Here is a 21,237-nt window from a genome sequence, read left to right as displayed (position 1 = left end):
GAGCGTCCAACTCCAGGCCCGGCGTTCAATCAATTGATCCCTCGAGTTCTACTTGGACGCACGGTCTATTCAACGAAATGTGTTGAATAACCAACCAAGACGTGGGATGATGCGTGTCGCGGGATCTCGGGGGGCGCGATCCTGTTCATATCGTGACGACGGGAGAGCGGGATGGATGAATGGGCGTGGAAGTCCGGACGTCTGGGCGTGGTATTGCCGCCGCTCGGGCCAGAGCCGTTCGTATCGATTGTGATTCCGTGTCATCAAGAAGAAGAACATATCGAAGCGGTCGTCAAAGCAGCGGCCGAGCAACATTATCCGCAACATCGAGTGGAAATCTTCGTCGTCGATGGTGGTTCGGTCGATCGCACGTGTGAAATCGTGGAGGCGCTCTCTGCCAACGATTCTCGCATTACGCTGCTCCACAATCGAGCGCGCGTGCAGGCTGCAGCGATGAATCTGGCCATCGTGCGATCCCGCGGGGACGTGATCGTGCGAATGGACGCGCATGCCGATTATGACAAGGGATACGTAGCAGCGGCCGTCGCAGCGCTACGGCGTACCGGGGCGCTCAACGTGGGAGGCGCCGTGCGTTTGCGGGCAACGACGACATTTCAACGAGCCCTCTGTTTGGCGCTCGAAAGTCCGCTCGGCATGGGAGGATCGGGCGTGTGGGATCCGCGGCGTGATGGGTTTGTCGAGAGCGTCTGGGGTGGAGCTTTCCGGCGTCAGACATTCGAATTGGTGGGACTTTATGATACGATGGCACGGACGAACGAAGACGCCGAATTGTGTCAACGCATCATCGAGCGGGGCGGGCGGGTTTATCAATGCCGGCACGTCATCAATCATTATTACCCTCGCAAATCCGTCGGTGCGCTCTTTCGACAATATTTCGCTTATGGGAATGGACGAGCGCGCACGTTCTGCCGCCACGGAAGGCTTCTGTCGCCGAGGCCCATGGTGCCCTTCATTGCGCTGACGACATTTTTGACGCTTGCTGTGACGGCGGCATTCGAATCCAAGCTCGTGCCGTTTCTCTGGGGCGCCGTGGCGCTTTATGCCATCGCGGTCATCGGCGAGGCGTTACGGACGTCGCAACGTGCGACGCTCGGCCTGTTTCCTCGCGTCGCCAGCATTTTTCCAATCATGCACGCAGCGCACGGCCTCGGATTTGCCGTGGGGCTACTCATGTATGCGGGGCGTGTGACGCGTGAAGAAGAGCCCGAGCGGCTCGCTGTGCGGTAGTGCATCATGCTGCCGCCATTTCTCGCGGCACTTCCCGCGGAAGTCGACGTATTGGCAACCGCTACGCCGACGACGACCGCCATGGTCGGCACGATCGGCGATTCGCGTTATGCCATGGTGCTCGCGTCCGCCAACGTATCGCTGTGGGCGCGAATTCTAAGGCCGCGAAACGCATTCATTTTCGACGTTTCGGGACGATACGGAAGAGCGCTCGCTGCGACGGATACCATACCAGCTCAGCAGGACATCGCCGCGCGAGCACGCGCGCGCCTCGACGTGACGACATCATCGAGAACGCGCTTCACGTTCATGTCGAACGGGTTTGTCTCGTCACGCATCGGGCTGCGCGCCGACGATGACCTCGTCGTACGCGATCCATTCATGACGAACCGCGTTCTCTACGGATTTGGCGCACAACCGAGTTTTCAAGCAATCACGTCACCACGAACGTCCTTTCGGTTCGACGTGCAATATGCGCAGGCGGGGGCGGTTTCTGCCGATTCGCCCGAAGCCGTGGGAATCGACACGCATGCGCTGACGGCAAATGCGACGGCCACGATGCAGCTTGCTCCGCGGATTGCGATCGGGCCCATTGCACGCATCGCCATGACGCATTTCGAGCACGCGCTGCTCGACGTGAATTTGACACGAGGTCACGCGGATGTGATGTCCGCCTCGGTGCTTGGCCTTGCGCGTTACGATATCACTGCGCGCACGCAAGCAACCGCCGTCGTTGGATTGACGGCGGCAACGGCTCCGCCACAAACCAAGGATACGTCGACGCTGATATCGCCGGATGCCCGATTCGAGCTCCGATCGTTCGGCCCGCGGGTCGGGGGCAGTGCGGGCGTCGCACTCGGGTACCGATCGCTCGGCCCTCGAATTGGGTTTGGCATGGATTACTCGGGGTTCCTAGATGGCTGGGTTCGACCGTTTTCTGGCGGCAATTATCGCGATGTGCTGGCGCATGTCGTCGCGCGGGCTCGCCGAGCAAACTCGATCCTCGCGATCGCGCCGCAAAGCGATGGGGCTGTCATCGGCAATTCGCAGACCGGAAAGCTCGCGACCACGGCGTTTGCATTGGGCGCCGCGGTGACGTCGCCGATTCGAGTCGGTTGGAATTTCAGCGCGGGAATCGATTTGGAGCTCGTTTCGACCCGTGTCGACCCGGAACCGCGAGGTGGTCAGCCTCGGGAAATTTTTCGAGCGCTTTTCACCGTGGGCCTCACTGCCATAACGTCGACCGATCCTCTTCGCCGTTTGCCGCGTGATCCATTCCAGTTGCCGGGCGATCCTCGAGGTGCCGCGGCGCGTCGGGCGGCAGCTCGCACGGGTTCGCAGCCGCAGCCCAACGACGTGGGAGACTTTTGGGACGAAGAATCGGAGTAACCGCGGCAATTTCTTGACGCCGGCGCTCGTTTCGCGTTATTCCGGGGTTCGTGATGCGTGCGCGTGCGTGGACTTGGGCGATCGTGGCCTCTTGCTGTTTGCTCGCATGGCCTTCTGATTCGTTCGGCCAAGCTTCGGCGGTGGCGGACAAGCTGTTTCACCAAGCCGTCGATTACATGAAAGCGGGAGATTTCGCGTCGGCCTGTCCGCTGCTCGAGCGCAGTTATCAGATGGACCCGAAGGACGGAACGTTATTTACGCTCGCCAATTGTCGGGATCACGAAGGCAAGCTCGTGGCGGCCGTGGGGCATTATCGAGCTTATTTGCGGGCGTTTGCCGCAATGACGGGCGTGACGCGACAGAACCACGCCGAGCGAGCGGCGACGGCGAAAGCGCAAATCGAGGCCATCGAGCCGGTCTTGCCGAAGGTGAAATTCGTTTGGGAAACGCCGCCGCCACCGGAATCGAAGATCATCGTGGACGATGTCGAATTTCGCGCGGCGACGTTGGATGTGCTTTTGCCGTTGGATCCGGGCACGCATCGTATCGTGGTGCAGTTGCCAGGCGAGCCGGATAGGACGCGCACCGTGACGCTCGCCAAAGGTGGATCGACGATCATTGATCTCACCCCAGCAAAACCAACGGCGGTCGATGTTTCGCACGTCGTGACGCAGAATGGCACCGGCGCCGAAAAGAAGCCGCGGCCTATAGCGGTTCGCAAGCATGATCCGGCAAAAATCGCGGGATTTGTGGGAGTTGGCGTCGGTGCTGCGGGGCTCGTGGTGGGGACCATTACGGGCGCCATGGCCATATCGGAAAAGCAAACATTGCATGCGCACTGCAATGATTCGTATTTCTGTGACGACGAGGGGATGGAGGCGGTCGATCGATTGCACACTGCGGGTAACGCCAGCACGGCGTCGTTCATCGTGGGTGGGCTTCTTGCAGGCGTGGGCGTGACGCTCGTTTTGGTGTCGAATCGTACGCCCGAAGCCGTGGGCGCGAACGTGCGTGTGACGACCGCGTTTTCTCCAGGAATGGCGAATTTTGCGCTGGAAGGGACTTTCTAATGCGCGCTCGAAAATGGGTTTGGCTTGGAATGCTACTGACGGGCGCGAGCTGCGTGCAAATTCTGGACGCGGACAAGCCTTACCGCAACGTCTCCGAGGCGCCCGATCCGGTGACCCCTTGCATTGCGGACGCGAATTGCGACGATCAGAACCCGTGCACCATCGACACGTGTTTGTCCGAGGGCGTCTGCGGATGGTCGCACGTGGAGGATGGCCCGCTTGCAGGCCAAATTGCGGGTGATTGTAAGCGTGACGATTGCGTCGAGGGAGTCGTCGTTCCAATGATCGACGATGCGGACGTCGAAGACGACGACGAATCGTGCACGACCGATACTTGCGCAAACGGTTTTCCCGTGCATACGGCGCTCGACGAGAATACCTCGTGCACCATCGGCGAAGCCCCTGGGTCTTGCAAATCCGGCACCTGCATCATCGAGTGCAATGCACAAAATCCATGCGAAGATTCGAATCCTTGCACCGAAGATCTGTGCAATGCGAGCATCGGCTCCTGCACCTTCGTACCGCTCGATGGCACCCCGACGCCTGGCGCTGCACCACTCGCCGGTGACTGCAAACTTTCCATTTGTGTGGCTGGCAAGGATACCGCGATTGCTGATGATAGCGATATTCCCGACGACGCCAACACCTGCACACTCGATGTTTGTACGAATGGTGTACCCAGTAACCCCGCACAAGCTGCGGGTACGCCTTGCATGCCTGGGGATACCAATGTATGCGACGGCGTGAGCGCATGTGTCGAATGTACGGAGCCATCTCATTGCGTGAACATCGTCGAGGACGAATGCACGAAGCGCACTTGCGTGAACAACAAGTGCGAGCCCATGTACATGGATACCTCCACGGTCGCCGGCAAATTACTCCAGAAGCCGGGTGATTGCCGAATCGCCGTGTGCGATGGTTTTGGTGGCACGGCGAGTGCCATTGACAACACGGATCTGCCCGTCGATGGCAATCCGTGCACGAAGGACATTTGTACGAACGGCGTGCCGTCGAATCCGAACGAGCCGCAAAATCTGGTTTGCGGGGTTGGGCTCGTTTGCAATGCGACAGGCAAATGCGTCGGCTGCAACACGGCGAGCCAATGCGCCGGCACCGATGATTTTTGCAAGACGCGAACGTGCAATAACAACCAATGCGGTTTTTCGTTTGCCGCGGCCGGCGCGGACCTGCCCATGGGGCAAACGGCGGGTGATTGCAAAGTACTCGAATGCGACGGAATGGGGAACATCATCACGTCGGTGCTTCAAAGCGACGTCCCCGTTGATGGCAATGCATGCACGCAGGATCTGTGCAGTATACAAGGTAACCCGTCGAATCCGCCAACTGCGGTCAATTCGCCGTGCCTCGTCAATGGAAACGACGCGTGCGATGGCAATGGGACGTGCAAAAAATCGCTCGGCAAAGCGTGCACGATGGGTAGTCAATGCGTGAGCACATTTTGCGTCGATGGCTACTGTTGCAATGGCGCGTGTACCGCGACGTGCAAATCATGCAATGTGTCGGGCAGCCTTGGAACATGCTCGAACGTCCCCAAGGGCACGGATGATGGCGTGTGCGTCGGATCGACCGTGTCCTGTAATGCTGGCGAGTGCGACAAGGAGAACGGGCAAGCTTGTTCGGCCAATTCCAACTGTCTGAGCGGATTCTGCGTCGACGGGGTGTGCTGTAATTCGTCGTGTACGAGCCTTTGCAAGGCCTGCAACCTCCCGAATTCCGTGGGAACGTGCACGAACCTTCCATTGCTTCAAACCGACCCGCCTACATGTTCTGGATCCCTTGCGTGCGATGGCGCTGGCTCATGCAAGTTCAAAAATGGATCGACATGTCCGCCGCTACCATCCGATTGCATCAGCGGCTACTGTGCCGATGGCGTTTGCTGCAATTCGGCGTGCTCGGGCGTGTGCCAAGCGTGTACGGCGGCGAAGACGGGCGGGACGACGGGCACGTGCAGCAACATCCTGGCCGGCACCGATCCCGACAACGAATGCACGGGCACCATCAATTGCAACAGCATCGGTATTTGCTCGCCCTGAAGACGTTCGGATCTGGCCACGGGTAGCGAATCGTGATATGGCTGCTTCATGCGCCACTCGATTGCTTTTTCGTTGCTTGCAGCTCTCGCTTTTTGTTCTCCCGTTGCTTGCAGCGGAGACGATACCAAAACGCCCCCCGATGAAACCATCGTTCGCCCCGCGGATCCGATGCAAAACGATGCGGCGTTCGTCGTGTCGGGCGTTCCGAAGTATTTGCTTTCGGGCGATGACCGCACGCCGGCAACGGCAAATTTTTCTTTGCGCGTGACGCCTCCTGCAGGCACCACCGCCGTGGATTTGTGGCTCGACGAAGGAGATGCCATTCCGTTCGAAAAAAACGGAGCCGACTTCGAGGTCGAAGTCGACGCCTTGCCGCTCGGAATCGGTACGCATTCGTTGATGCTCGCGACGCGCGGCGCCAAAAATGGTTTCTTCAAAGCCGAATTCATCAAGGGCCATGCCCTTTACGTCATTATTTCGACCGATTGGGATTTTTCCGATGTCGACGACCGAGTGCTCGAGCATCACGCCGAGCTTCACATGCTCCATCCGGAGCTGAAAATCACGCATCTCATTGGACCGTACACATTCACCGACGCGACCGTATCCCAGGCACGTCGCGACGTCATCGTGCAGTGGGCCAAATCGATGCGCGACACGTACGGCGACGAAATTGGCCTGCACATTCATCCTTATTGCAATTTCGTCGAAGCTGCGGGCGTTACGTGCAAGACCGAGCCATCCGTAGCGTATCCGCAGGGTGATCCCACGGGATACTCCGTGCGCCTCGGCGCATACACGCGAGAAGAATGGAATACGCTTTTCGGCAAAGCCAATGAAATTTGGAATATGGTTGGCTTTGGCAAGCCCACGTCGTTTCGCGCGGGCGCGTGGACGCTCGAAACGCACGTCGCACAGGCGCTCGTCGATACGGGCTTCGTCGTCGATTCGTCCGCCAACAATTGGGTATTGATGGACGAGTGGATTGGCTACGATATTTACGACTTCAACAAGATGCAATGGGCGTCGATTGGTCCGACGAGTCAACCTTATTGGCCGACCGAAGACAGCATCGTGGCTGGTGGTTCCGGCAAAGAAATCGGGCTGCTCGAAGTTCCTGACAATGGGTGCATGGTCGATTATTGGTCCGTCCAAGAAATGCAGGCGATATTCGACGCCAATTGGAATTGGGACATCGGAGCGCTAGAAGCGCCGACGCAAGTATCGACGGGATTGCATCCCGCCACGACACAATATTATTCACCCGACGAATTCAAGCGGCTCGACCTCTTCTTCTCGCACGCCGATCAATTCCTCGCATCGAAGTTGGAAGGCCCCGTCGTGTACATCAACATGACCGAAGCCACGCAGATCTGGTGACGTCCGCACGCCGCTGCATACGGCGCGCTGGAACACTTGAGCGAAATCCTGACAGTAAACGGTGACTTACACGAGACAGTTGACAACATTGGCAATCCCCGGTCTACTCGGGGCATCCTCCGAGCGTTCGTCGGGAGAAACCGTCGAACGCTCGATCGGTGCGCATCTTCGCTTGAGGGAGGCGGGTATTGTCGTCTGACTTGTCACCTGGTGCGGTCTTTGCGGGGCGATACCGCATCGAGCGGCGTATTGCGTCAGGCGGCATGGGCTCCGTCTACGAAGTCGTTCATCTCGAGACAAACCGACGCCGCGCGCTGAAAGTCCTGCACGCGAACCTCGTGCAAAGCGAAGAGCTGCGCGCTCGCTTTCGCCAAGAAGCGCGCGTCGCCGCCGAAATCGAGAGCGAATACATCGTCGACGTGTTCGACGCCGGCATCGATGCCGCCACCGAGATGCCGTTTCTCGTGATGGAACTGCTTCGCGGCGAAGACATCCGTGAACGCATCCGGCGCACAGGACCCCTGCCACCGGAAGAAGCTGTCAGGTGCTTGTTCGAGGCGTCCTTGGCGCTCGACAAAACACACCAAGCCCGCATCGTGCACCGCGATCTCAAGCCCGACAACTTGTACTTGACCGAGCGCGAGCACGGGCTGCCGCGTGTGAAGGTGCTCGATTTCGGCATCGCCAAGATCGTCGCCGACGGCACGATGAATGGGCAGACGCGGGAATCGCTCGGAACGCCGCTCTACATGGCGCCCGAGCAGTTTTTGATGACGAACAACATCTCGCCTGCAACGGATGTTTTTGCGCTTGGCCTCATCGCGTACACGATGCTCGTGGGCAAATCCTATTGGTTCGAGGAGTCTCGGATGGCGGGGGCGGCCGTCGCTTTTGCGCTCCACGCGTCGCGAGGACCGCAGGAAAGTGCGGTTGCGCGTGCTGCACGACATGGCGTGATGCTCCCGCCGGCCTTTGATGCGTGGTTTTTCCGTGCAACCGCAGCAAACCCAGCGAATCGTTACCAGGTTGCGAGCGCCGCCGTCGTCGACCTTGCGCAGGCGCTTGGTGTGCCGTTTCACGCAGACTTGGCGTCCGCGAGCCGAACGGGGCCAGGCGCCCGGTTTTCGTCCGGCATTGGGGTTGTCGCACCATACCGCCCTCCAATGCAATCCGTGCCGCCTGGATTCAGCAACACGCCTCTGCCGTCGCTTCCAACGCCCATCGGCAGTGGCCTCACGAACGCCGGCCCACCGTCCGCGGCTGGTCGCAACAAGTCTATCGTGGCGATTGCTGCCGGAGCCGTCGTCACGATGCTCATCGGCTCGATCGTGATCTACCAGCTTTTTTCAACGGCATCCGCGCCCGCTGCGGCGGCGCCCGAGCCTGCGGCTCCGCTTCCCGTCACGAGCGTCAGCGCGGCTCTGGCGGCAGCGGAGCCTGATGTGAAGCCGGTGGCGCCGGTTGAGGCTTCCGCTGCGCCGAGCGCATCGGCGGCGGCCGCTCCCACGGCGAAGACGACCACGACGGCCAAGCCCAAGGTGACCGCCGACAAACCAGTCGTTCGTCCGACGGCAGCGCCCACGACGACCACGAAAAAGCCTGCAGGCAGCGCCATCTGGAACAATGATTGATTGATGCAGCGTCTTGATCTGCACGCTCGCTCAGCCATGCCTGCTGTTATCGCGATCCAATTCGCAAGAGCACGACTTTGACCGTATCCATCAAAATCGATAGGTCGAAAAGAACGGATACGTTTTTGATGTAAAACAAGTCGTGCTCCAGCTTTTCTTGATGATCTTCGATCGCCGCACTGTACCGACACCGAACTTGCGCGTGCCCCGTCACGCCCGGTTTGACGAAAAGTCGCTGATGAAAATAGGGTATTTGATCTTCGAGCTGCTCGACGAATGCAGGCCGTTCGGGACGAGGCCCAACGAGGCTCATGTCGCCCACGAGCACATTCCATAGTTGCGGCAATTCGTCGATACGCGTACGACGAATGAAGTTTCCGACGCGCGTTACGCGTGGATCGTTTTCCGACGCGAACTTGGGCAAACCGTCCGCTTCGGCATCGATTCGCATCGAACGAAACTTGTGAATCGAAAACCGGCGACCAAACGCTCCCACACGCTCTTGCGAATAAAGCACGGGGCCTCGTGACTCGAGCTTGATGGCGAGCGCCGTGAGCAGCATCAGCGGCAGCGCAAGCACGAGCCCCAGGGCGGCTCCCACGATGTCGAGCAGCCGCTTCGTCCACAACGCTGCACGCGTGACGCGAAACCCGTCTGCGAATACGAGCTGGCTCGGACGTAGCCCGAAAGTAAAAACCTTGCCCGTGAGCCGCTCGTAAAAGTCCGCGCCTTCCTCGATTTCGATGCCGCGAAACTTGAGCTCGAGCAGTTCCTCTATCGGCAATTTCCCGCGCCGATCGGATTGACAGACGAGAATGCGGCGAACGTCGTGGTTTTTCGCGACGAGGCGCAATTGCGAAAATGTTCCAATGATATCGGGCTTGTCATAAAATAGAAACGCTTCCTCGTCCGCGACGAGTCGCCCCTCATAACGAAATCCCGAATCCGGCTTTGCCGCCGCTTCTGCGCAAGCCGCCGCGAGCGGCCCAGATCCAATGACGAGCAGCCGCGGGCGAAAACGAGGGAGCGCCCAACATTCGGCAAGTATCGCTCGGGACGGCGGCAAAAGCAGGCCCGCCAAAACGAATGTCGCCAAGAGCGCCATTGGACGATCTTCGGCGTCCGCGAGCGTCCAGGGCAATACGAACCAAACGAGAAGGCACGCCACGACGAGCGCCTGCACGATTCGAAACGACACGGCCGAAAATCGCTGCCCAAGGACGCTCTCATAGAGACCGTGATAATAAAGAGAAACTTGCGCGACGAGTGTAATGGTCATGGCGTCGAACAAGTGATCGACCTGCGTGGCCCGATCCCAGCCGAGCATGAGACCAGCAGCGACAATCACGATCGTCCCGAAGAGCGCCGCGTCGATGAACCACACGACCGCGCGACGGCGCGACCGAAACAGCTCGAGCATGGACGTCCCCCCAAACCGAATCGGCTGCAATTCCGTCGACTCGTGACGTAAACGCCACGACCGACTTTTCACGGCCGAGCTCGGATGTGATGTGCTCTGGACTACATTGTACCGAGCGAGCGCGATTCGCCAGTGGAGGGATTCGAGCAGGGAACAAATCGTAATGCGATCCGTTCAGAGGAAATGGGCGAATTGGTTACAAATTGATTATGGAGGAAGATGCGCTGCAGGCGTACGATTTGAGCTTGGGACGGCGCGCGATTTGATCTTGGGACGGGGGAATGGGGGCATAAGACCCCGGGGTGGATTGAAGAGGCTGTCTCAAAACTCGAGCCGTAGTGTGTCACCGAACGCCCGCGCGGGATTGAAATCCCGCGCTACACCTTCAAAAGTCCCTCACTACCGTTCGGGACTGGCCTTGTGGAATTTCGGATCGTCATCGCGAATCCTCAACCATTTCGCATAGATTGCAGGCATCGCCATGCAGCCATGACGTCAGTCCGAGCGCGGTAGCGCGAGGACTTCTTGTCGTGTAGCGCGGGGTTTCAACCCCGCGCGGGGCTGGGCGAGGATACGCGTTCCGAGTTTTGAGACGGTCTCACAAACGCAGGCCCGGTATTCAGTTCGGCAAATCACTCCCATTGCCGTGACTCGTCCCATTCGTAGTGGACGGATCGGGCATGGTAATGACGGTGCCATTGGGATCCGGCGGCGGAGGCGCAGTCGATCCCGTGGATTCTTCGGCTTCGGCAAACGCTTCGATCGCGACGACTCGCTCGCCGTCGTCGACGTTCATGAGGCGCACGCCTTGGGCGTTACGGCCGGTTTCGCGAATTTCCGAAGCACGCGTGCGTAGCGTTTGTCCGCGATCGGTCACGAGCATGATTTGATCGGACGGACAAACCATCGCCACGCCCACGACGGGACCATTACGCTCGCTGGCATCGATGAGAATGACGCCCTTGCCGCCGCGGCTTTGGAGACGGAATTCATCGAGCGCCGTTTGTTTGCCATAACCACGTTCGCAAACGGCGAGCACACGATCTCGCTCACTGCCCGCGACGCACAATCCGACGACGACATCGCCCTCGTTGAGCTCGATGCCCTTTACGCCCATCGTCGCGCGCCCCGTCGCCCGCACTTCTTCTTCGGAGAAGCGAATCGACATGCCTTTTTGCGTGGCAATGAGGAATTCTGCTTTGCCGTCGGTAATGGCCGCGGAAAGAAGCTGATCGTCTTCTTCGATGCGGACGCCGATGATGCCTTTGTCGCGGAAGTTTTCGTATTCTTCGAGCGCCGTCTTTTTGATTTGCCCGCGCCGCGTGAGCGTCACGACGAACCAGCCAGGCTCGATCTTCGTGACGGGGCAAATGGCCGCGACCTTTTCGCCCGGCTCCATGCCGACGAAGTTGACGATGGCACGGCCCTTGGCATTTCGTGCCGCAAGAGGGATCTCGTAGACCTTCTTGACGTACACTTTGCCTTTTTCGCTGAAGAAAAACACGTAGCTATGTGTGGACGCAACGAAGAGCTGGTTCACCCAGTCCTCGTCCCGCGCCTCCATGCCCAGCGTGCCTTTTCCACCGCGTTTTTGCGCGCGATACGTCGTCACCGGCGTCCGCTTGACGTAGCCCAAGTGGGAAATGGTGACGACCATGTCCTCTTCTTGGATGAGATCCTCGACCTGAATCTCGGCTTCCGCCGGAACGATTTCCGTCCGCCGCTCGTCGCCAAATCGCGTCTTGATGTCCTCGAGCTCGCCGATGATCACGTCGAGCAGCTTGCCTTCGTCGGCCAAAATGCCCGAAAGCCGCGCGATTTCTTCGGACAACGCACCATATTCGCGGGCGAGCTTTTCCCTTTCGAGCCCCGTGAGGCGCGACAGGCGCATTTCCAAAATCGCCTTCGACTGCCGCTCGGACAAGTAATAATCGCCGCGCGCATCCGCCGCCTCGCATTCGGTTTCCGGACGCCCAGCTCGGCGCAAGAAATCACCCAGCCCGCGCAATGGCAATTTTTCGAGCCGCGCCCTGGCTTCTTCGGGATCGCGCGAGGAACGAATCGTCGACACGATGATGTCGACGTCCGTCGTCGCCATGCCGAGACCTTCGACCAGCTCCCGCTGCGCTTCGGCCTGATTGAGCTCGTAGCGCGTGCGCCGCGTGACGACTTCCCGCCGATGCTCGATGAAGTGCGCCAGCGTGTCCTTCAGCGAAAGTACCGCCGGCCTGCCGTTGGCAATCGATAGATTGATGACGCCGAACGTGGATTGAAGGTCCGTCAACCGATACAGTTGATTTTGGACGACCTGCGGAAATACGTCCTTCTTCAGCTCGACGACGATCCGCATGCCTTCGCGATCGCTTTCGTCGCGAACTTCGGAAATGCCCTCGATGCGCTTTTCCTTGACGCATTCGGCAATTTTCGCGACGAGCTTGGCCTTGTTGACCTGATACGGGATCTCCGTGATGATGATCGCTTCGCGATCGCCCTTCAGCGTCTTTTCGACGATGCACCGGCCACGCATGACGATTTGCCCGCGCCCGGTGCGATACGCCTGCTCGATGCCGCTCTTGCCGTAAATGAGCCCGGCCGTCGGGAAATCCGGCCCCTTGACGTGCACCATCAACTCTTCGAGCGTCGCGTGCGGATTGCGAATCAAAAGCTCCGTCGCTTCGATGATTTCACGCAGGTTGTGCGGCGGAATGTTCGTCGCCATGCCGACCGCAATACCGCCCGAACCGTTGACCAAAAGCTGCGGGAACTTGGCAGGCAGAACCGTGGGCTCTTGCTCCGAATCGTCGTAGTTCGGCGCAAAGTCGACGGTCTCCTTCTCGATGTCGCCAAGAAGCTCGGTCGCGATACGCGACAGACGAGCTTCGGTGTAACGCATCGCCGCCGGCGAATCGCCATCGACCGAACCGTAGTTGCCTTGGCCGTCGATGAGCGGATTGCGCAGACTGAACGATTGCGCCATCCGGACGAGCGCGTCGTAGACGGCAAGATCCCCGTGCGGATGGTACTTACCGAGCACATCACCGACGACGCGGGCACACTTTTTGTGCGACCCGCCCGGGCCAATGTGCTGCTCGTGCATCGAGTAAAGGATGCGGCGATGCACGGGCTTGAGGCCGTCGCGAACGTCGGGGATGGCGCGACCGATGATTACGCTCATGGCGTAATCGAGGTAACTGTTGCGCAGCTCGTCCTGAATGCTGACGGGGATTTTCTGCTGGACGGTCGAACTGTCTTCCATACCGCTCTTCGAAGAAATTCGGCGCTAGCGAAGCCGGGAAAGAGGCATCATTCACGCCGCCTGTGGAACGCTCTCAGGTAGTCCACCGATGACCATTCTGCAAAGGGTTTGAACGGTAAAAACGCCAAATGTTCAGGGGAGGCGTCGAGAACAAAAAGCCGGACGCGTCCCGAACAGCGGCCAAGCGATCAGCTCGCCGTCAAAGCAGCGTACATGTAGCAACGGTTACGGTGCCAGGCTCGACCACCGCCGTGCAAGCTGCCTCGAGCGCCACGTCTCCACCCTTGCGGTAGCCCACGACCGCGACCGTGTGCATGCCAGGCTCGAGCGTAAACCGCACCGATTTCGCGCAATCCACACCCAGTACCGGCTTTACCGATTTTGGGGGTGGTCCCGCATACGACGCGTCGTACGTGACAACGTTTGCATCACTACAGGTGTCTGGCCCAAGCAGCCCGGCAAGCACGATCTCCATCGCGCCGTCGGACGTCAGCGGATCACACGTGGCATTCACCACGAGCCCCTCCTTGGCCTCGGCAAAACACGACGTACCCCACTTCACGGGGCCTCCCGCAGATGCCCGCGCTTCGACGCGGAATCCGTAGGTTTGTCCAGCCGTAACACCCTGGAGAAACGCAGGAGGCGCCGCGCCGCCCTCGATACACGGCAGGTTCAAGAGCGCGGGCAAACTCGGGTCGTCGGGACGAACATCGAAAGCATGTACGTCACCCGTCTCGACAGGGTTGCCCATGGGGTCGATGAGATACTCCTTGCACGCGAGCGAAGGCGTTGCTGGCTTCAGCGCAACTCGAGGATCGACCGTGATTCCGGTTGCCGTTGGGGCAGGAGTCAATGGTTCGCATTCGGTCGCGCCGACACGCGTGTCTTGCACGGTGTCGACGTCCTTGCAGTGCGTCGTCCAGAGCGGCGTGACGGGGCCCGCGTCGGGATTGCTTCGACGCAGCATCGTGCGGCTGCCCGAGGAAGCTCCGCCGAGAGGAACGAGGTCCGAGGGAGCCACGTCGTAGCCATCGATTTTGATGCGGTATTTGCGACCTACGACGACCTGGCGAAACGTGACGCCGGCGGAGCACGACACCGGCGGCGCCGCAGGCAAAGCAACGGGCTGTTGCGACGTGACGTCGTAGATATGCGCAACGTAGCTCTGCATGGCGCCCGGTACGGCCGCGCAAGGCACGTCGCCCATGAAGAACGACGCGTCGACGAAGATGCTCGTCACGGCCCCGGCGCCTGTGAGCAACGAGGAGTCCGAGGAAGCTTCGCAGCCGAGTGCGGAAAAAGCGGACAACACAAGCGAGGCCATGCCCATTCGACGCATGCGCCGGGCGTAGCTGATGCGGGACCTGGTTGCCAGGCGAAAGCACGCGGAACGAGCTCGACTGCGCACGTCACACGGGCGTCTGCTCGAGCGCTCGCGCCACGAGCGAAGGCCAATCGATGCTCGAAGGCAAACGGCCCTCGGCGCGTTCGGGACGGCCACCACCTCGACCACCTGCGGAAGCTGCCACGCGCTTCAAGAACGCGCCGCAGTCGAACGAGCTGTCCGGGCCGCGCGCGACGAGCACGATGGTGCCTCCATCGGATGCGCCCGACAGCATGGCCACGCGATCGCCGTGCGCGGTGATGCGCGCCGCGACGGCTCGAACGAGCTCGAGCGACGCATCATCGACGACACCGACGACGGCACGACCATCGGCTCGGCGCACGAAGTCGTCCGCGATGGACGACGCGACACGCAACCGCACGCGACCGAGCGTTTCGCGGGCATCGGCAAGCTCGCGGCGGAGTTTGTCGAGGCCAGCGGGTACATCGTCGGTGCCGCACGTGAATTCGCGCGCGAGCGATCGCGTGATGGCGGCCTCGCGACCGACGTTGCGCCGTGCTCGAGGTCCAGCCGAAAAAACGATGCGCGCGTTTCCCTTGTACCGTTCGACGGATTCGATACGGACAAACCCGACCTGCGATGCGTGCGTGCAATGCGTTCCGCCACAAGGCGAGACGTCGAAGTCACCAATGGCCACGACGCGCACGTTGTCGATCACCTTTGGTTGACGTCGCAAAGGCAACGCTCGTAGCTCTTCGGGTGAAGGAAAAAACGCGCGAACGGGGACGTCGTCGTCGATGAGCGAGTTGACGAGATCCTCGGCCTGCGCGGCGGCTCGTTCATCGAGCGTGGGGACATCGAGGTCGATGGTGCAGGCGCTTTCCCCAAGGCGCGAGGAGACGGTCTCCGCGCGGGCGATGTCCGTGAGCGCTCGCGAAAGCATGTGCTGTCCCGTGTGCTGGGCCATGTGAATGCGGCGTCGAGCCTTGTCGACCACGCCTTCGACGACGCCGCCCACGGGCGGCAGCGCGCCTTCGAGCACGTGATGAATGCGTCCGGCATCGTCGAGCATCACGTCGAGGATGCTTGCACCACCAAGCGTACCGCGATCGGCCATTTGCCCGCCAGACTCCGGATAAAACGCGGTGCGATCGAGGATGATGCTGGGTTTGTCCCCGAACGCGGCGTGCTCGACGACGCGTGCACGGAACGTGAGTAAAAGCGAATCGTCGTGGTACAGCTCGATGGAACGGGGAGAGGCCACGGGCAGCAGTGTCTCCTACTGAGTGAGCGATGGGATGATTTGGCGGCGAAGGATATCGGGCAAGAGCCTGAGCTGCGCACAATGCGCCGCTGCATCACCGCCGGCATACCCGCGTACGAAGAAGTGATTGCGATCTCGTGCGCGGATGAGGCCGAACGGATCCGCCTCGGGAGGCGTGTCCATTGCCGCATCGAGGCCGACGTCTTGCAAAAGGAACGTCGCGGTGTCGACGGTCGATGCGTAGCCGCTCGTCTGAACGGATGAGTGGGTGACGACGAATACGGGACCGCCACGCGAAGCCGAACGAGCGAGCGCGGCGAATGGAGCAAGCTCGGCAGGATCCGGTTCTACCGTGCCCGTCGCGTGACTCGCGTAGAGCGAATCGATGAGGACGACGGCATCGATGTCGTCGCGGCCCGGAGCGATGATGCGACGGATCGCGCCGTAACCAGCGCTCCATGAAGTGAGGATGATGCTTCGAGGGCGAGCGGCGGGATGGTTTGTCTCGACGGACACCTCGCGGCTGATCGATGAGAGCATGGAGTCGAACGTGCCGGGAGAAGCGAAGGCTCGGTCGTAGCCGCCAGAAAGCGTGCCGATGTCGAAGACGCCGATGACGATGCCGAGGCCCAGCGGCGTGAGGAGTTTGCGCACGGGCTCGGCGCCGTGGAAGTGGACGAGCAGGTCGTAGCCACCGTCGGGCGGAAGGGTGATGCGGGCAGGGATGAGCACCTTGCCGAGGGGCAACGTGCGCGCATCGAGGTAGTCGGCCGTGGTTGGTTCTGGGAAGTCGCAGCCGCCGGTGGGAATCGTTTCGACGACGAAGGGTTTTTCCGTGGCTCCTTGTGGGAGCGGAGCCATCGGCGTAGCGGGCTGCTGCATGGGCGACTGCGGCGCTTGCTGCGTATCACCCGCGCTTTGGATGGCCGCAGCCGTGACGACGAAGCCGCAAAGAACGACGATGCCTAGATCACCCAAAGATTTCGTCATGTGCGCCGCGGTTCAGAAGCCAGGGTTCTGAACTGTCGGTACCCAAGTTTTCTTGGTTGTCGAGGTGGTTGTCGGTGCGGCCTTCGTGGTCGTCGTGGTCGGACCGCCGCCGCTTTTCTTGGTGCTCGCCGTTTTTTTCGTGTCGGTCTTCGTATCGGCGGAGGGCAGCTCGTTGATGTCGAGCGCCGTGCTCGACGGAGCGGCCGAGGCGACTTGATCCGCAACGGGCGCAGCGGATGCAGTTTCCGTCGGAGTTGCTGCCGGGGGCGGAGGCGTTGGGGCCGGTGTTGCACTCGGAACGCCGTCGCCCGTAGCAGCATTGGGCGCAGGTGGCTGAGGAGCTGAATTGCGGAAAGCGAAAACGGTCCCACCAAGCGCGAGGATACCGATGGCGCCAAGGGCGACAATCAAGCCCGTACGACCTTTCTCGCGTGGCAATGCGTACGGCTCGGATGGCAGCATCGAGCCGGGCATGCCGTGTGCGATGCTTGCGCCGGTCGCTTCTTCGGGAGACGGCGGAATGACCGACTGCGGAGCCATGGAGTTGAGGTTCGCCGAGTACGCGGTCAATCCTGTCTTGATGCCCGTGAGCGCGATGTCCGTCACGCCTTCGTGCATCATCGGCGAACCCGAATGCGGCGCCGCCGCGATCCCTGCAGCTCGCTCGTCCGCTGTTCGAATGGCATCGCGGAGCGCTCCTCGACGCTTCTGCCCGCGGTCGCCCATGACGGTCCGGACAAACGCTCCGATGTCGTCGTCGACCACGGAAGCACCCGCGATTGCGAGCACTCGCTCGATGGCCGCATCGAGCTCGAGCATGGTTTGATATCGCTCGTTGGCGTCTTTCTTCAGGCACGTCAAAAGCACGCGCTCGAGCTCGGCAGGGAAGTTCGGGTTTTTCATGCGCGGCGGAAGGACCGGACGCGAGATGATGTTTTTCATCGTCACGATGTCGGATTCGCCGAGGAACGGATGCAGGCCGGTCGTCAGGCGATACAGCACGATCCCCATCGCGAAGACGTCGGTGCGACGATCGATTTTCTTTCCGAGCGCTTGCTCGGGGGACATGTACGGGACTTTGCCCTTGAGCTGCCCGGCGGTCGTTTCTCCACCTGCTCGACCCAGCGCTTTGGCCACGCCGAAGTCGACCATCTTCACGATGCCGTCGTACGAAACGAGAATGTTTTGAGGTGAAACATCTCGGTGCACGAGGTCCAGCGATTGATCGTTTTCGTCACGCAGCTCGTGCGCTGCATGCAGCCCACTGCACGCTTGACGAACGATGCGCAGAGCTATGCGCTGAGGAAACGTGACGTTGTTTTTCTTCGACGTTTTCGTGAGCACGCTGAGTGCTTCACCGTCGACCCATTCCATGACGATGTAGATGACGTCGTCTTGCTCGCCGACATCGAGGATCTCGGCGACGTTCGGATGATGAATGCGCGACGCGAGCGACGCTTCGTCGAGGAACATCTGCTCGAACTGGGGATCGTCCGAGAGCGCCGGAAGCATCGTCTTGATCGCGACGGTTTTTTGGAAGCCGCGTGAGCCTTTTTGCCGCGCAGCCCAAACGGTCGCCATGCCACCTTGCGCAATGGGCAAGAGCAGCTCGTAACGACCGAGCACCATTCCGGGCGAAAGCTTTTCGGGTTGGGTCATGGAAGAGCGCGAGATGCCCGCATCGGGCGCACATCCGCTCGACCGATTCTAGCACTGGTGATGCTTGGACGTGTAATTAGTGAAGCTGCGATGCGCGCAGATGCGCGTCTCGGGCGGGACGATCAAGAACCGGGCGCGACGGGAACGCCGAAGAGTGCCTGATGGATCTGGCCCAGCTTCTGCGTCGACTCGGTCGTGAGCGTGTCCTTCTTGTATGGCCAGGGAAAACCAACGCCAAACGCTTTGCTGCAGCTAAACGACACGAGAAGGTCGACGTTGGGTTGACCCGGACGAACCATCGAGATGCCCATGCCCGGCGCCGTGGGGCATTGGGAGGGCGGAGCATCTTGGAAGCTGTCCTCTTTGCCGAACACATCGAGGAGGTCGTTCTTCATGTCTTCGTTCGACAGAGGAACGCTCGCGACGATCGCAAGGCCATTGAACATGGGCGGCGGAGGTTGCGTCGGCGCCGTTTGGACCGGCCCGGGTTGCCCCGGAATCAAACCGGGCGGAATGGGAATGCCAGCGGCTTGCGCGCCCTGCAGAACTGCCGTTGCTCCAGCTTGAAGCTCGGGAGGAATGGGCAAGCCGGGGAAGCCGGGTTGGCCCGTGACTGGCGAAGGCTGCGCAACGGGCGGCGGCGTGGTCAACCGCATGACCGTGATCTGAGCCTGATCCATCTGATCAAAAGGCGCAGTGCGGGCGCATCCAGTTGCAAACGGGGCGGCGAGGAGGGCAAGACCGAGGAAGGTACGAATGGTCGAGTTCATTGTTGTTGTTGCGTTAGTACCACGCTTTACCGGGGGAGGTGCAAGCCCAAGCGTTCAGGGCATGCCGAAAAACTGCTTCGCACCCTCGACCGGCGTTCTGATGCGGCGTATCGTCACGCTGCGCCCCGCGGCAGCACCCGATGCGGATGGAACCGGAGATCGAGCTCGAGCTGTTCGCTGCACTCTGCGCGGACGTGGAGGCAGGAAGGCCGCTAGCTGATGTGCTCCGGTCCGAGGGGCTCGTCGAAAGCACCTGGGAACGCAGCCGCGACATGTGGATGGGGCGCATGTCGAACGGGCCCGAAGCCGAGCGAAAAACGCTCGAAGAACGCTACCTTACGGCGTTTCACGCGCGCAAACGAAAGGATCGCGCCCCGGTTCACCAGGCAAGTCCTCCGCCCGGAGAATTGGAGGATCCCCCGACGCATCGGGCGCCGATGGGCACCGTCATCATGGCGCCCGATCCGACGCCACGGTCACCGACAGAGATGCCCGCCGACGTAAAGAACGCCGACGCGACGCCTCTCTCGACGACGCCACCGATGGGCGTCACCGCGCCAAACCCAAAGGACGCCGCACCGCCATCGGCCACGCCGCCGATGGGCGTCATTGCACCAAAGCGGATCGATGACGTGCCGCCGTCAGCGACGCCGCCGATGGGCGTCAGTGCACCGAAGCCCGCTGATCCGCGGCTCGCAAAACCGCAGACGAATGCCGAGCTGACGCCGCCCATGGGCATGCCCGCGCCGACTCTTGCAGACATTCCGCCACCAAGACCTTTGCGCACGCCAGAACCGACCCCGCCGATGCGTCCGCGGTCGGACTTCATTCCGGATGACATGGCACGAGCAGCCTCGGAAGCGGTTGCCGATCGAAAAACCGATCCACCTCAGCCCGTGCCTTCGCGTCCTGCGCTGCCGTTTCCAGCGCAGATGCAGCCTGCGCCTTCGGTGCCTGGCCAACCGGTCCCGGCACCGGCTCCATCGGCGCCTTTTCGCTCGCCGTCTGCGGCAGGGTATCCCGCAGCTCCGATGGCGTCTTCGATGCAGTATCCGCAACCTCCGCCTCCAGGAGCAACGCCGTCCTATGGCGGATACCCCGCGACGTTGCCGCTCACGGCTCAGGCGATCGCAGCGCAAGGCGGCGCTCCGTCATCGCCGGGATATGCAGCGCCTCCAAAGCCTGCGGGGCCGCCACTTGCCCTGGCGGGTTTTACCGCAACCGCATCAGGCCCGCGGCTGACGCTCGATGTGTACGCAGCGTTTGCCGCGGAGATCGCGGTCAAACCCGCGTCCGTCGCGGAAATTCGCGAGCGCTACGGATTTACGGACACCGCGCACGCAGCCGAAGACGATGCATGGCAACGACGGTTTTCGTCGGACCGCGACTCGTACGTTCGGTACGCCAAACTGTTTCAGCACTACCGAGACTGGTTTTCGGGACGTACGCCACGCTGAAGTGGCAAGGAAATTCGCAAGAACGCAAATTCCCCTCTCCACGTAGCGAAGTTGGAGAGGGGACGAGGGGTGCGTGAATTGCGAGCGAAAGGACTCTGTCGTAAAGCCGCGGATCATCCGCGGCAATCCGTCAGCCCTGCTGTTCCGTCTTCGCCGGAGCTTCGGGCTTCTTCTTACGCGCCTCGGCATCGAGAAGACCAATGCGGGCCTTTTGGCCCCGCTTGATTCGCTTCTTCTTGAGCGGGGTCGAAAGCCATTCGTGACGCAAACGGATGTTCCACTTCGGGGTGTTGGCCATGTCGGA

Annotated in this window: 15 protein-coding genes; 7 read left to right on the top strand and 8 right to left on the bottom strand. The window is 60.9% G+C overall.

Annotated features, from left to right (window positions below; genetic code table 11):
• The first annotated feature begins 171 nt into the window (after positions 1 to 171).
• From IPM54_28510 to IPM54_28485, 6 genes are all read left to right on the top strand, one after another.
• Positions 172 to 1,248: a glycosyltransferase family 2 protein gene (locus tag IPM54_28510; GenBank protein ID MBK9263734.1), complete on the top strand. Its 1,077-nt coding sequence runs from the start codon at positions 172 to 174 to the stop codon at positions 1,246 to 1,248.
• 6 nt (positions 1,249 to 1,254) lie between these two features.
• A complete protein-coding gene (locus IPM54_28505) occupies positions 1,255 to 2,637 on the top strand; it encodes a hypothetical protein (GenBank protein MBK9263733.1) in 1,383 nt (460 codons plus the stop codon).
• Between the two features lie 50 nt (positions 2,638 to 2,687).
• Positions 2,688 to 3,707, top strand: a complete 1,020-nt coding sequence (locus IPM54_28500) for a hypothetical protein (GenBank protein ID MBK9263732.1) — start codon at positions 2,688 to 2,690, stop codon at positions 3,705 to 3,707.
• The gene (locus tag IPM54_28495; GenBank protein ID MBK9263731.1) at positions 3,707 to 5,761 is read left to right on the top strand and encodes a hypothetical protein; all 2,055 of its coding nucleotides are present in this window, start codon (positions 3,707 to 3,709) and stop codon (positions 5,759 to 5,761) included. Before IPM54_28500 ends, IPM54_28495 begins: the two co-directional genes overlap by 1 nt.
• A 48-nt stretch (positions 5,762 to 5,809) precedes the next feature.
• A complete protein-coding gene (locus tag IPM54_28490; GenBank protein MBK9263730.1) occupies positions 5,810 to 7,141 on the top strand; it encodes a hypothetical protein in 1,332 nt (443 codons plus the stop codon).
• A gap of 188 nt (positions 7,142 to 7,329) precedes the next feature.
• Positions 7,330 to 8,772 carry a protein kinase gene (locus tag IPM54_28485; protein MBK9263729.1) on the top strand — a complete coding sequence of 481 codons (1,443 nt, stop codon included), beginning with the start codon at positions 7,330 to 7,332 and terminating at the stop codon, positions 8,770 to 8,772.
• Between the two features lie 46 nt (positions 8,773 to 8,818).
• On the opposite strand, the gene IPM54_28480 is transcribed toward IPM54_28485, so the two are convergent.
• The 7 genes from IPM54_28480 to IPM54_28450 form a co-directional block, all read right to left on the bottom strand.
• Positions 8,819 to 10,192: a TIGR03013 family PEP-CTERM/XrtA system glycosyltransferase gene (locus tag IPM54_28480; GenBank protein MBK9263728.1), complete on the bottom strand. Its 1,374-nt coding sequence runs from the start codon at positions 10,190 to 10,192 to the stop codon at positions 8,819 to 8,821.
• Between the two features lie 619 nt (positions 10,193 to 10,811).
• Positions 10,812 to 13,448: a DNA gyrase subunit A gene (gene gyrA / locus IPM54_28475; GenBank protein ID MBK9263727.1), complete on the bottom strand. Its 2,637-nt coding sequence runs from the start codon at positions 13,446 to 13,448 to the stop codon at positions 10,812 to 10,814.
• A 199-nt stretch (positions 13,449 to 13,647) separates the two neighbouring features.
• Positions 13,648 to 14,772 (bottom strand): hypothetical protein, encoded by a 1,125-nt coding sequence (locus IPM54_28470; GenBank protein MBK9263726.1) that lies wholly within the window; start codon positions 14,770 to 14,772, stop codon positions 13,648 to 13,650.
• A gap of 85 nt (positions 14,773 to 14,857) precedes the next feature.
• Positions 14,858 to 16,057, bottom strand: coding sequence for an alanyl-tRNA editing protein (locus IPM54_28465; GenBank protein ID MBK9263725.1), 1,200 nt, complete (start codon positions 16,055 to 16,057; stop codon positions 14,858 to 14,860).
• Positions 16,058 to 16,072: 15 nt separating this feature from the next.
• Positions 16,073 to 17,047 (bottom strand): hypothetical protein, encoded by a 975-nt coding sequence (locus IPM54_28460; GenBank protein ID MBK9263724.1) that lies wholly within the window; start codon positions 17,045 to 17,047, stop codon positions 16,073 to 16,075.
• Positions 17,048 to 17,059: 12 nt separating this feature from the next.
• A complete protein-coding gene (locus tag IPM54_28455; protein MBK9263723.1) occupies positions 17,060 to 18,706 on the bottom strand; it encodes a serine/threonine protein kinase in 1,647 nt (548 codons plus the stop codon).
• A gap of 122 nt (positions 18,707 to 18,828) precedes the next feature.
• Positions 18,829 to 19,476, bottom strand: coding sequence for a hypothetical protein (locus IPM54_28450; GenBank protein ID MBK9263722.1), 648 nt, complete (start codon positions 19,474 to 19,476; stop codon positions 18,829 to 18,831).
• Between the two features lie 146 nt (positions 19,477 to 19,622).
• Here IPM54_28450 and IPM54_28445 point away from each other — a divergent pair, with 146 nt between their 5' ends.
• A complete protein-coding gene (locus IPM54_28445; protein MBK9263721.1) occupies positions 19,623 to 20,933 on the top strand; it encodes a hypothetical protein in 1,311 nt (436 codons plus the stop codon).
• Positions 20,934 to 21,063: 130 nt separating this feature from the next.
• Here IPM54_28445 and IPM54_28440 read toward each other — a convergent pair whose 3' ends face one another.
• On the bottom strand, positions 21,064 to 21,231 hold the full coding sequence (locus IPM54_28440) for a hypothetical protein (GenBank protein ID MBK9263720.1): 168 nt from the start codon (positions 21,229 to 21,231) through the stop codon (positions 21,064 to 21,066).
• Positions 21,232 to 21,237: the final 6 nt, after the last annotated feature.

It is taken from the genome of Polyangiaceae bacterium (assembly GCA_016715885.1).
Taxonomy (GTDB): Bacteria; Myxococcota_A; Polyangia; order Polyangiales; family Polyangiaceae; genus Polyangium.
Note: the sequence above shows the minus strand (reverse complement) of the source record. Positions and strands in the feature narration are given on the sequence as shown.